Annotated in this window: 9 protein-coding genes; all 9 read right to left on the minus strand. The window is 57.2% G+C overall.

Going from position 1 to position 12,696, the window contains the following annotated elements:
- Positions 1 to 595 precede the first annotated feature (595 nt).
- Positions 596 to 1,009, minus strand: a complete 414-nt coding sequence (locus BLQ74_RS19265) for a GtrA family protein (RefSeq protein ID WP_090265166.1) — start codon at positions 1,007 to 1,009, stop codon at positions 596 to 598.
- Positions 1,010 to 1,146: 137 nt separating this feature from the next.
- Entirely contained in the window at positions 1,147 to 1,887 is a 741-nt protein-coding gene (locus tag BLQ74_RS19270; RefSeq protein ID WP_090265168.1) for an SDR family oxidoreductase, read from the minus strand.
- Positions 1,884 to 3,206: an FAD-binding oxidoreductase gene (locus BLQ74_RS19275; protein ID WP_090265169.1), complete on the minus strand. Its 1,323-nt coding sequence runs from the start codon at positions 3,204 to 3,206 to the stop codon at positions 1,884 to 1,886. The genes BLQ74_RS19270 and BLQ74_RS19275 overlap by 4 nt, the downstream gene beginning before the upstream one ends.
- A complete protein-coding gene (locus BLQ74_RS19280) occupies positions 3,206 to 4,627 on the minus strand; it encodes a UbiA family prenyltransferase (protein ID WP_090265177.1) in 1,422 nt (473 codons plus the stop codon). Before BLQ74_RS19280 ends, BLQ74_RS19275 begins: the two co-directional genes overlap by 1 nt.
- A gap of 137 nt (positions 4,628 to 4,764) precedes the next feature.
- Positions 4,765 to 6,150: a two-component system response regulator DctD gene (dctD, locus tag BLQ74_RS19285; protein WP_090265179.1), complete on the minus strand. Its 1,386-nt coding sequence runs from the start codon at positions 6,148 to 6,150 to the stop codon at positions 4,765 to 4,767.
- On the minus strand, positions 6,147 to 7,949 hold the full coding sequence (locus BLQ74_RS19290; protein WP_090265183.1) for a sensor histidine kinase: 1,803 nt from the start codon (positions 7,947 to 7,949) through the stop codon (positions 6,147 to 6,149). Before BLQ74_RS19290 ends, dctD begins: the two co-directional genes overlap by 4 nt.
- Before the next feature lie 273 nt (positions 7,950 to 8,222).
- A complete protein-coding gene (locus BLQ74_RS19295; protein WP_139199087.1) occupies positions 8,223 to 9,812 on the minus strand; it encodes a hypothetical protein in 1,590 nt (529 codons plus the stop codon).
- A gap of 138 nt (positions 9,813 to 9,950) precedes the next feature.
- A complete protein-coding gene (gene cysC, locus BLQ74_RS19300) occupies positions 9,951 to 10,559 on the minus strand; it encodes an adenylyl-sulfate kinase (RefSeq protein ID WP_090265187.1) in 609 nt (202 codons plus the stop codon).
- Between the two features lie 225 nt (positions 10,560 to 10,784).
- Positions 10,785 to 12,680 carry a hypothetical protein gene (locus BLQ74_RS27130; RefSeq protein ID WP_139199088.1) on the minus strand — a complete coding sequence of 632 codons (1,896 nt, stop codon included), beginning with the start codon at positions 12,678 to 12,680 and terminating at the stop codon, positions 10,785 to 10,787.
- Positions 12,681 to 12,696 lie beyond the last annotated feature (16 nt).

Genomic DNA, 12,696 nt, shown 5'->3' on the forward strand with positions numbered 1-12,696 from the left:
CGGACGCTGTCGTCATCGATCAACGAGACGACCGAGGCTCAAGGGCCGGAGAGACACCGACAGGCTTGTGATCTGGCGGGCGCAGCAATCAGGTGCCGCGAGTCGAGGCGATACGCAAGGTATCGGCGCTTGTAACGCAAGCCCCATGCCAGCTTGTCGCGTACCGCGCAGGCCGCGCCGGTGCGGGAGCGCAGCTTTCTACCCATGGGCCCCGTCGGCAAAAAACCGCTCAGAACTCGCTGTCATCGGCGGAATTCCCGCCCGCGCCGGAGAACAGCAAGCCATGCTTGCGCAGCTTGTCGTGCAGGGGCTTGCGAGGTAGGTACTCCTCGATGCCGGCGCTGCGCACAGTGGGTTCTAATCGTTCAGGTCTAGCCCGGAAGTGCGGATGAAGCGGTGCCGTTATTAATATTAATGTGGCGAGAGTTTCTGCAGGTAATCACTCTCCGTCTCGGTGCGCGATGCAACCAGTTCCTGCCTCTTCGTTGGTTGTGCGTTCGATGAGGAACGGTTTTTCTGATTTTCGCTCAGCCTGGATGGCATTTACTTCTTATAGGGAGATTTTTCTAGTCGCCAGTTTGGCATCGGATGTCAATTATTCAGCGCTTGCGCGGAAAACGAATTTTTTATCCAGATGGTATTTGACGATGTATCCGATGGCTAATCCAATGATGCCTCCCAGATAGCGCATTTCCTTGCTATCGAATAGATACTGGAAGGTAAATTCGAAACCCCAGAAAATTGCTGTGGTAGCCAGCCCCATGATGCTATACAAGGCAAAGACTTGGCCGTCGTGCAATGTGTTTCGGGTTTTGAATCGAAAGATGTAGCGCTTATCAAGTATGTACTTGGCGATCAGACCAACTGCTGTCCCCAGGATTACCGAGAGCAGGATGCTCAGGGGGCCGGTATATATGCGAACAGATATATCTTGCGCGCCAATGTTGAAGCCTGTCGCTATTAGCGCAAACAGAACGTAGTAGAGTGCGATTTTTGTTGATGTAAGCATTTTAGAGTTCTGCTGAAGCTTTCTTGAGTAATGGCTGAAATGATCTGAAAGCCAGGGTCTTCACTGTGAATTCTTGATCTTCAGTTGTCTCTGGTCTGTGGCGCGTGTCTGCTAGTGAAGATTATGGGGCGTTCCCTTTAGAGCGAAAGGCGCTTGAAGATGAAGTTTGGAATGCTTCGAATGATCAGCATTATTGCGGTCCAGAACGCCGGCGTATAAATACTGTCCTTCTTCTTCTCGATGGCGCCGACAATATCCCTGGCCACTCGGTCCGGCGTGGCGACCAGCGCCTTGGGCAGGGGCAGGCCTTGTGTCATCGGAGTGTCGACGAAACCTGGCTTGATCGTCAGTACATGCACGCCGGCCTTGAAGAGACGCGCACGCAATCCTTCGCAGAAAGTGGTCACTGCCGCTTTGGCGGTGCCATAGAGATAGTTGGAGGGGCGACCGCGATCGCCCGCTACCGAGGAAATCACCGCAATGGTGCCACTCCGCTGCTGCTCCAGGCGGTTGGCCAGGCGGGTGAGCAGGGCGATCACGCTGAGGCCGTTGCTGGAGAATTCACGCAAGGCCACTTCGACATCCTGCTGGCAGGCTGCCTGGTCGGGCAGGGTGCCGTGGGCGATCAGGCATATATCCAGGGTACCGAGGCTGGAAAAGGCGTTGCCAAGCATGGCTTCGTGGGCTTGCAGGTCGTTCATGTCCAGGGCGTGGGTCAGCACGTCCTTGGCGCCACGGGCACGCAGGTCGTCGGCGACCTGGGCGAGCTTGTCGGTGTTTCTCCCGACCAGGAAGAAGCGCGCCTGCTGGGCGGCCCAGGTGCGTGCGCAAGCGTTGGCGATGGCGGAGTTGGCGCCGATGATCAGGATGTTTTTCATGCTTGGGTCACGCGTTTCCAGAATAGGGATAGAAGGGATGGGTCGCGCAGGGCGTCGACTTGCTGCCAGGCGGGGTAGAAGGCGCGGAAGTCGTCGCCGGACATGTGCGCGTCCTTGGCCGGATAGAGGCGCCCGCCCGCGCCCCTGACGATCTGGTCAAGGCGACGGAACAGCCCGGACTGCAGGCGCTGTTGCTGCGGGAAGTCCAGTGCCAGCGAAACTCCAGGCATGGGGAAGGACATCAGACCCGGGGAGGGCACGTCGCCGCAGCGTTTCATCACGGCGAGGAACGAGCCACTGCCGCTGGCCGAGATGCTGGCGAGTATCTCGGCCATGGCCGTTTCGGCCGCAGCGTCTGGAATCACGCACTGATACTGCTGGAACCCTTTACGGCCATAGATGCGGTTCCAGTGCAGGATGCTGTCCAGCGGATAGAAGAACGGATCGTAACTGCCCTGGGACGCATGGCGGCCCGGCTTGTGCAGATGGAAGTAGGCATTGTTGAACAGGTTCAGGCTGAGCTTGTTCATCAGGGTGATCGGCGGTGTCAGCGGCACGCTCAGGCGGCGCCGGTCATCCACCAGCAATTGCCCGTCGCGGGCGTGGTTGCCCACCGAGAACAGGCCGCGCCCAGCCGACGTTCCCTTGGCCAGGCAATCGATCCAGGCCACCGTGTATTCGTGGGTCTTGTCGAATTCCTCGGACAGGCTGAAGAACTCGGCGAGGGAGTCGAAGCGGACGTTGATGCTGTCTATCCGGCTCGAGGCAATTGGCATGAGCTGCAGTTCGACCCAAGTGATCACACCGGTCAGGCCGAGTCCGCCGATGCTTGCCTGGAAGAGTTCTGCATTCTCCTCTCGGGAGCAAAGGAGCGGCTCGGTCCTGTCCGAGCGCTGCAGTGCGAAGCGTTGCACATGGCAGCCGAATGTGCCGCGGACGTGATGATTCTTGCCATGCACATCGTTCGCTAGGGCGCCGCCCAGGGTCACGAACTTGGTGCCCGGAGTGACCGGCAGGAACCAGCCGCGCGGAATGGCAATCGCCAGTAGCTCGGCCAGGGTCACCCCGGCTTCGGCCTGGATGACGCCTCGATCCCAGTCGGCGGAGAGCAGGCGATCGAGTTGGCGGGTCTGCAGCAACTGGCCGCTCGCGGCCAGGCAACTGTCGCCATAGCTGCGGCCATTGCCATACGGCAAGGTCCCTTGCGGATCGCGGGACAGGCGGTCGAGCAGTGGCTGTAGTTCGTCTCGCCAGCTGCATGGGTGGCGATGCTGTGGCGCGTAGGGGTAGCGGCCCCAGGAGCAGAGTTCGCCGTTCATCAGGCTGCGACCCAGAAAATCACGGCGAAAAGCGCCCCGATGCATAGGCTGACGCGGTCCTTGATGGCGAATACCACCGGGTCGTCATGCATCAACCCGCGGTGTGTGAGCATCCATACCCGGGTGATCCAGAACAGCAGCAGCGGGCAGGCCAGCCAGATCAACTGCGGGTAGTGGTACAGCACCGCGGTGCTGCCATCCTGGATGTACAGCGCCAGGACCATCACCGACAGATAGCCGGAAGATGCGCCCAGCGAGGCGATCATCTCCAGGTCGTCGGGGTAGTAACCGCGGCCGCGGGTTTTCTGACTCTTGCCTTTCATCCTGGCGTCACGCAGCTCGGCATAGCGCTTGACCAGGGCCAGGCTGAGGAAAATGAACATGGAGAAGGCCAGCATCCAGAAGGTCAGCTTGACCTCGAAGGCGAAGGTGCCGGCGATGATGCGCGAGGTGTAGAGCATGGCGAGGACCAGCACGTCCACCGCCATCAGGCGCTTGAGCCAGAAGGAGTAGGCCAGGGTGAGCAGGTAGTAGGCCAGCAGGGCGAGGCTGAACTTCCAGGGAAGCAGCAATAGTGCGCCGAGGAAGCCTCCGGCGAGCAATAACGGAAAGACCAGCAAGCCGCTATGGATCGACAGGTTACCGCTGGCGAATGGGCGGCGGCATTTGCTGGGATGGTGCCGGTCGTCTTCCAGGTCGAGCAAGTCGTTCAGGACATAGACGCTGGATGCACACAAGCCGAACAGGATGAAGGCGAGAACGCCGTTGAGCAGCAGATGAGGCTCCAACAGGCGATGGCTGGCCAGCAGCGGGACGAAGATCAGCGCGTTCTTCATCCATTGGTGTACACGCAACGCCTTGATCCAGGTGCGCACGAGGTTGATGTCGCGCTTGAACTCTTCCTCGACATTACCGTGGTTGTTCGCACGTCGACTGATCTTGCCGTTGGAGTTCACCACATAGGCGCGCCGGGCGGCTTGCCAGACCGGCAAATCATCACTGGAGTTGCCGGCATAGTCGAAACCTTGCAAACCGAACTCGGCGACCAGGGCGTCACGCTTGCGCTGCGCTGACAGGTTGGTGTGTTCGTCCGACGCCATGACCTGGTCGAATAGACCGAGATGTTCGGCAATCTTGTCTGCATAACTGCGATGGCTGGCGGTGGCCAGAACAATTCGTCGACCTTGAGCCTTTTCCCTGCGTATCAGATCGAGGACGGTCTGGTTGTAGGGCAGGACCGAGACATCCAGGGGGGCAATCTTGGCCAGGCGGCTCTTCAGATTGGCCTTGCCGCTGGCAAGCCAGCGCAGCGGTGATAAAGCCTGCAAGGGATGGCGCTTGAGAAAGCTCAGGCCGGACTCGAGCAGCAGATCGCTGTGGATAAGGGTGCCATCAAGATCGATGACCAACGGGGCTGACACTGACTACTACCTCGACGAATCCATGAGTAAAAATCCTGTGAACTCAGTGTTAGTGAGCTCTTGTCATCTTTGAAACCGGAGATAGTAACTGCTGGGTACCCATTGAAAAAGCCGCTATCGGGGCACCTGGCGACTTTCTAGAGATCGCTTTCGCTGCTGTCGGCCTGGTTGAACAGCAAGCCATGCTTGCGCAGCTTGTCGTGCAGGGTCTTGCGTGGCAGGCCCAGCGCTTCCGCGAGGCTGCGCAAAGAGTTGTGGGGGCGGGCCATCTCCGCTGCGATGAGCGAGCGCTCGAAGGCTTCGACCTGAGCGTTCAGCGACGCGCCAGGCGTTGCCGCCGGGGCGCCGCCGCGCTGCTCGTCCAGGCCCAGGTCCAGACCCAGGGCGAAGCGCTCGGCGACGTTCTGCAGCTCGCGCACGTTGCCCGGCCAACTGTGTGACAGCAGCAGGGCGCGCTGGGCGGGGTCGAGCGGACGTGCATGGATGCCATGGCGCTGCGCCGCATTTTCGGCGAAGTGCTGGAACAGCAGCAGGATGTCTTCACCGCGCTCGCGCAGCGGTGGGATGCGCAGGCTGGCGACATTGAGGCGGTAGTAGAGGTCGGCGCGGAAACGACCATCGTCGGCGGCCAGGCGGAGATCTTCCTTGGTTGCGGCGATGATGCGGATATCCAGTGGGATCAGCTGGTTAGAGCCGAGGCGTTCGACCACCCGTTCTTGCAGCAGGCGCAGCAGTTTGACCTGGACGTCGAGGCTCATGCTTTCGATTTCGTCGAGGAACAGGGTGCCGCCATTGGCGAACTCGAACTTGCCGATCCGGCGCTTCTGCGCCCCGGTGAAGGCTCCCTGCTCATGGCCGAAGAGTTCGCTTTCCACCACCGACTCCGCCAGGGCGCCGGCATTGATGGCGACGAAGGGGCCGTTGCGCCGGCTGGACAGATCATGCAGCGCGCGGGCGACGACCTCCTTGCCGGAGCCGGTTTCGCCGAGGATCAGCACATCGGCCTGGATCGCGGCGAGGGACGCCACCTGCTCCTGCAGACGCTGCATGCCGGGCGACTGGCCAACCAGGCGGCCGCGCAGTTCCTTACGCTCGGCCAGCGCCAGGCGCAGGCTGCGGTTCTCCAGTACCAGGCGGCGGGTATCGAGGGCGCGGCGCACGCTGTCGAGCAAGGCGTCGCTGGGGAAGGGTTTCTCCAGGAAGTCGTAGGCGCCGGCGCGCATGGCTTTCACCGCCAGCGGCACGTCACCGTGGCCGGTGATGAGGATCACTGGCAAGTCCGGATCCTGCGCATGCAATTGTTCCAGCAGTTGCAGGCCGTCGATGCCGGGCATGCGGATATCGCTGACCACCACGCCCGGCCAGTCCCGCGCCCGCTGGGCATCCAACTGGCGCGCATCGCCCAGGCTGACGGCCTTGAAACCGGCCAGATCGAGTGTCTGCCCGAGCGCCTGGCGCAGGTGCGGGTCGTCGTCGATCAGCAGCACCTGGTTGTCGGCTGCGAAGGCTGCACTGGACGTCATGCGCGGGTTTCCTCCTGTGGCGTCGGGCTTACACCGGGTACACCCGGCAACAGGTGCAATTGTACGAGAGCGCCGCCGTCGGGGTGATTACCCAATTCCAGGCGGCCGCCGAGGGCGCGCAGCAGTGTGTCGCAGATCGCCAGGCCGAGGCCGAGGCCTTTGGCGCTGGTTTTGGTAGTGAAGAAAGGCTCGCGGGCATGGGCCAGGGCCTCTTCGGAGAAGCCCGGTCCGTTGTCGCGCAGGCTGAGGGTCACGCCATCCGGCGTCTGCGACGCGGTGAGCCAGATACGCCGCGGTGGTGCCTTCTCGCTGAGGGCATCGAGGGCGTTGGACAGCAGATTCGCCAGTATCTGGCGCAGACGCGTCTCGCCAGCCTGCACCCACAGGGGCGCATCGGGCAGATCGCGCAGCAGTTCGACGCTCATCGCCTGGCGCCGGCTGGCGACCAGTGACAGGGCGTCATTGATGGCCGGTTGCAGCGCCACGTTTTCCGGTGCGCGGCGGGCACCGCGAGCGTAGGCCTTGAGGTGGGCGATGATCGAGGCCATGCGTTCGGTCAGGGCGCTGATCTGCTCCAGATTGCCGCGCGCATCGTCCAGGCGCTGGTGATCCAGCAGCACGCGCGCGTTGTCGGCATAGCTGCGGATCGCCGCCAGCGGCTGGTTCAGTTCATGGCTGATGCTCGCCGACATGGTGCCCAGGGCGGTCAGTTTGCCGGCCTGCACCACCTCTTCCTGGGCGCGCATCAGTTCCTGCTGTGCCTGCTCGCGGTCATGCACTTCCTGGAGCAGCCGGGCATTGGCGCCCTCCAGCTCCTCGGTACGTTCCAGCACGCGAATTTCCAGTTGGCGCTTGGCCTGGGCTTCGAGGGCGATGCGTTCGAGGAAATGGCGTCGGCTGATGTTCAGCAAGGCCAGCAACAGGAGCAACGCCAGCAGCGTCGCGCCGCCGACCAGCAGCACGCTGCGCACCGGGCGATCCACCTGGGCATGCGGGGTGTAGATGCTGACGGTCCAGCCGGTTTCCGGCAGTTCCCGGCTCAGGCTGATCCAGTCCTTTTCGGAGATCCGCAGCGGCTGCGGATTCAGTACCGGATAGGGAATGTTCTCCGCGACCTCGCGCTGGGTTGCCGGCGATAGCGGCCGGCTGGCACGAAAGCGCCAGGCATCATGGGACGACAGGATGACCACGCCATTACTGTCAGTCACCAGCAACTGCTCCGGGGTGTTGCCCCAGAGCTGCTCCATGTGCTCCAGATCGACCTTGACTACCAGCACGCCGAGCAGGCGCTCACCGTCGCGCACTTCATTGGCGAAGAAATAGCCGCGGCGCTTGGAGGTAGTCCCCAGGCCGAAGAAGCGCGCCGGTTTACCCTGTACGGCTTCTTTGTAATAGGGCCGGAAGGCGAAATTGCGCCCGACGAACGTATCCGGCTGATCCCAGTTGGATGCCGCTTGCGTCAGTCCGTCCGGGCGCATCAGGTAAATGACGTCCGCCCCCGTGCGTTGGCGGATCTCGGCGAGCTTGGCGTTCGCGGCATTCCGTGCCGCCTCGCTGTCGGCATTTTCCAGCGCGCTGCGCAGAACCGGCAATTCACTCAGGAGCGGCGGCAGATCCTCGTAGCGCCGCAGCGTGCCGAGCAGGTTGGCGACATAGAGGTCGAGGGTCTGCTGGTTCTGCTCGGCGAGTTGCTGGGTGTAGTAGCGCTCGGCGAAGTGGTGGAGGGGCCAGAGGAAGATCGCCAGCAGGGCGGTGAGAAAGGCCAGGTAACGCCAGCGATGAGGCAACGGGGTAGTCATCAAAGCTCCGGACCAGTCTGATTCATGCTGGCGAGATCGAGTCGGGTTTCTATAACGCAGGTTGTGGTCGATTGATGTCATCGGAGTCAAGCGCCTGACGATGGCGCTGCTCCCAATCCGTGGCTAATCGATGCCAATCGATCACACTAATCCGCCGTTCTTTCTAGTCAACTTTCCTCATTTTTCGACACGTCGTCGCTGCCATCTTTATGGTCTGTCCCAGAGCCACAGGGATACTACTGAAGAACGGCTGGTATGGGGGGAGGCGTAAGTTTAATAATTCCGAACAAACAGGACTTGGTCCATGGCTACTCTCGGCTTACCACTTGCAGGGACATACCCTTTCTGTGCGAAGGCTACATGATAATTATGGTTGGTAATTAATTTTAGTCGCTCTTGGTTTTCATTACCAAGGTCAAAAATTAAATCTGGAATTGGGATTCCACATTTTTCTTCAAGCTCGTTGGCGGTCTCGAAATAAGAGCTGTAGTCATACATTAAGCCGTATTTGCTCTTGGGGATTCTGGAAGTCAGTGGGCAACGAAGGAACTCATCGGTTGCCAGTGCCCGGATATCTACGAACCTCATGCGATCCCCAAACGTTTGGTGAAGATAGAATGGCACCATACCTGCTTGAGCGGAGAGGACGACAATCTTCCCCTTGCGATTGATCTCGTCGGAGACAAACTTCTGTATGCCATTGATGAAAAACGCATCGCGAAGGTGAACCTGGTTTTGCAGCTCAAACCAGGAGTACTGGCCTTCTAGTGTGGCTGGAGGAGTGGCCCTGCCGGTTGACTGATTACCACTGAATGAGATTGTCTGGAATGCCATAATGAAGCAGAGAGCTATCAGACAAAGCGTCGGAAGTTTTTTCTCCCCTGCGCTTATGTTGAGGCAGCTGAAGAACGTTACCAAAGGGATGATGGGGACCAGAAAACGGCCGCCTTCCATCCAGTCGCCTCCCGACGCAATGATGAATGCGAGAACTGATAGTGTGAATAGTCCAGCCATTATATGGGCTGGCTTATCTTTAGGCTCAGCCGTAAATGACTTGTATGCTGTGCCGCATATGATGATGAGGATCAGGACTAGTAATCCGGTGCTTTCGAGTAATTGCGAGAAAAGGTAGGTGAATCCATCACAAAACGCAGTTAAGGAAAGCCCAGTTGATTTGGCGTAGACAGGAAGGGGAAAGGCGCGCCCAAAGTACTGTAAGCGAAACGTTGTCACTGCCAGGAAAACTGCCAGTCCGAAAAGAATCGCATAGATACCGGACTTGGCTAGATTCCAGTCAATTTTTCCTCTTCGGGCTAATGTGAGTGATGAGATCGCCAGGGTGAACACGCCAAAAAGCAGGATGACAAAGAAACCTTCTGGTCTAATTATTGAATATAGCGAAAGAATTGCGCCAAAAGAGGCAGCCTTGCTTTTCTGTAATAGGTAGACAAAGGCAGTCAATATAATCAGTGCTGCCAGAACAGACTCCAATCCACCAAACGCCCAATATACAAAGTAGGTGCTGCTAGAGGTGGCAAGCGCTGCGATTTGGCCCGTCCGTCGATTCTTGGCTCCGCTGAAGAGCATCATTATGAGTAGGCTCAGCGCGCCAGCCACAATAGTGAGACATCCGCCAAGCGCAGGCATGCTGATCATTGGAAACAGAGCTTTCAGTCCCCCAAGTATCGCGACATGAAGGATGCTGCTGCTTTGCTCTATGTGATCTCCATTGATGTTGGTGAAGCCCTGGCCGTTTGCCAAATTAAGGGCTTCGGCATAAGTGATGTGGACATCGTCACGACCGGTCGAGCCATAGAGCCAGAAACCATTAATAAAAAAAACTAAAAATGGTGAGATGATCAACAGAAAATTCAAAATTGAGCGTGTGCGAGAGTGAGTGCTTTCTGCTGATCTCATGATGCCAAATGCAGTCGATTGATGAAACGATATAGGGTATTATGGGCTGGATGGCCTTTTTAGAGAGCGCTCGAATCTCTCACCTTAAGAGTCTATTTCGAGAGCTCTAAGAAGTTGCTTCAAGCACTCTGAGAACGCAAGGTCGTGAGTATTCAAGAGTAGATCAGGTGAGTCTGGTGCTTCGTAAGGTGCACTCACTCCGGTGAAGTCCTTCAGCTCACCAGCCCGCGCCTTCTGATACAACCCTTTCGGGTCGCGTTTTTCACAAATAGCCAGCGGTGTGCTGACAAAGACCTCGATGAATCTATCGGTACCGATGATCTGTCGGGCGAGCTCGCGATCCTCTCGGTAGGGCGAAATGAATGAGGTGATCACGATCAAGCCTGCGTCGTTCATCAAATGAGCGACCTCCGCGATGCGGCGGATATTCTCCGAGCGATCTGAGGCAGTAAAACCAAGGTCTCGGCAAAGGCCATGCCGGACATTGTCGCCATCCAGGGTATAGGCAATTTTGTTTCGCTCAATCAGCGCTTTTTCCAGGGCGAATGCCAAGGTGGACTTGCCTGAGCCGCTAAGGCCTGTGAGCCATACCGTAGATGGATTCTGCTTGAGTAAGCGCCGACGATCGGAATCGCTCACCTGACTGCGGTGCCATACAAGAAGGTTTGGCTCAGTGAGAGGCGGTGGCGTCATCGCGGTATGGCTCCTGCGTGTAGTGGAAACGATGGACTCATTATCTGCAGGCGATTGCGGGCGGGCGAGTTGTCCATTGCTTTAAGCGACGGACGTCATCTGCCTCTTTGCGAGGCCTTGTCCGTGCCTGCGCGAGGGTGTACTGCTCCAATCGCGAGGCGATATAGATGGTCCCACAGAGAACAGTGGCCAAGGTGCCATACGACACGTTGGCCAAGTGTTGAGTTACTGGATAGAGAGCAGCAGCCAGTCGCTGTCAGCCCCCCCGTTGTTGTCGACGCTGATGTGGATACTGTCGATATCTCTGATGTCGATTTCTTGGGTCGCTGGTTTTGTTGCTGTCACCACTGCATCCATCAGTACCGAAGTATTTCCACCGACGGTGACCCTCACATTGCCAGCGCCACGGGCAACAGCCTCAGGGCTGATCAACGGCGAAATGGCCAGTTTGACCTTCAGGCTGTCGCGATGGAACTTTTCTCGGAATGCAGCTGTATTCAACGTCGCTTCCGTTGGTGTCTTCTCGCCCGGATGGATAAAGAGCGTGGATTGATCATTGATCTTCAGGATACCGAATTTATCGCCAAGTTTTATATTGGAGAGCAGGCTGAAGTAGTCCTTGGGTGGTGCGGCATCGGTAATTTGGTCAATTATATCTTCTCTGGCTAAAACGCTGAAGTAAAAGGGTAGGTCGTGTGAGTAGGCCTCATCAAAAACTTTTACTACCTTGTAGCCACTTTGCATGACCCAGTGATTGGGTTGCATTGGGTTTGTGCCGGGGTTTGCCTGTAGAATAATAACTTCAGGTCGATATTTTTCAACAAGGTTGTTATTTTCAAACCTTCTGTTTAAGAAAGAACCGTCGATAACTTCTCGTTCAGAGTGGAATGCGGGGTTTCCCCAATATGTCAATAGTTTGAAGTCTTTGGGGGTGTGCGCATCAACCCAGCGGCCTGCTTCTGCTCTGTCGTATTCTACTAGCCCGGCAAATTTCTTGATTGAGTCAGTTGTGGCGATTTCGATTGTGCTGTTAGTGTATGCGTATGTTGAGAGGATAAGTGCAGTACTTCCGATGACGGCTATTTTGCTTTTAGATATCTGATTTTTAAGGATGGATAGAGCATTATTAATCCCTAGGCAGGCCAGCACTATAAGGCAAAATACACTGGGCATGCAGTACCAGTTGTAAGGCTCGAAAGGATACTTTACTGTATAGGCAATAGTGTGGGTTGCCAGTGTTCCGACAAGAAATATAAGTATGTAAAAATTCTTTTTGATGTTGGTGAGTGAGCCAACAAGTGCCAGTAAGGTAAGCCACTTGTGCGCGCCGCCCCAATAGACAAAAGTTCCGAACCAAGTCCAGTCAATAATCTTTGGGAGGTCTTCCTGATGAAGAGATTTGGTCAGGAATGAATTGGGTACTGGAGCTCCGAAGTATAACCAGGCAAATCCATACCATGCGAGTGCGATAATTCCTGCAACAAAAAATGCACGAATAGGGAAAGCTCGGTTGCGAGCCCACAAGGCGAGCAGCAGCAGTCCACCAATTGGCGCCAAGTCAAGCTTATTGGCCATCAATAATCCAGCAACTGCTCCGATGAGCGATAGGCTTCTAGATCTGAAGAGTGACCAGGCTGCCAGAGATAGCAGAAGCAGAGTCAAGGGGCTTTCTAGGCCACCTACCGAAAAATACATGGTCCCAGTGTCCATGGCGGTAAATACTAAGAACGCCAGGCCCGCGGAGAGACTCAATTGGCGAGCGAACAATACAACGAGGAAGGAGAAACTTAGTGCGGTGAGTAGAGAGCCAACTACGATGATGCTGTGCTCAGGGCTGAGGCCGAAGAACATGGCGATGGCAAGCAGAACAGGGTAGAAGGGAGCGCTAGCCCCCCAAACAGGAGCTTCGCCTAGGTTCCAAACCCAGAATTGGCCGGCAAGCATGTTCTGCGCGTAGCGGAGGAAGAAAGCGCCATCGTCAGCTACTTCCAGGCCAATCCGCCAATACATTGCAAAAAGATAGACAATAAATGAGAAGATAAAGAGTGCTAGAGTTTTAATTTGTGGCATTGTTATTTTTTCTGCTAGCTGCTGCCGTGCGGCATTCTGAACATATTCCATGTGCATGCTCTTTGGG

It is taken from the genome of Pseudomonas panipatensis, assembly GCF_900099785.1.
Classification (GTDB): domain Bacteria; phylum Pseudomonadota; class Gammaproteobacteria; order Pseudomonadales; family Pseudomonadaceae; genus Pseudomonas; species Pseudomonas panipatensis.

Bases quoted from the DNA above. Each gene is read 5' to 3' on its own strand.
- BLQ74_RS19265 (WP_090265166.1), bottom strand. From the start codon at position 1,009: ATGCTTACATCAACAAAAATCGCACTCTACTACGTTCTGTTTGCGCTA.
- BLQ74_RS19270 (WP_090265168.1), bottom strand. From the start codon at position 1,887: ATGAAAAACATCCTGATCATCGGCGCCAACTCCGCCATCGCCAACGCT.
- BLQ74_RS19275 (WP_090265169.1), bottom strand. From the start codon at position 3,206: ATGAACGGCGAACTCTGCTCCTGGGGCCGCTACCCCTACGCGCCACAG.
- dctD (WP_090265179.1), bottom strand. From the start codon at position 6,150: ATGACGTCCAGTGCAGCCTTCGCAGCCGACAACCAGGTGCTGCTGATC.
- BLQ74_RS19290 (WP_090265183.1), bottom strand. From the start codon at position 7,949: ATGACTACCCCGTTGCCTCATCGCTGGCGTTACCTGGCCTTTCTCACC.
- cysC (WP_090265187.1), bottom strand. From the start codon at position 10,559: ATGACGCCACCGCCTCTCACTGAGCCAAACCTTCTTGTATGGCACCGC.
- BLQ74_RS27130 (WP_139199088.1), bottom strand. From the start codon at position 12,680: ATGGAATATGTTCAGAATGCCGCACGGCAGCAGCTAGCAGAAAAAATA.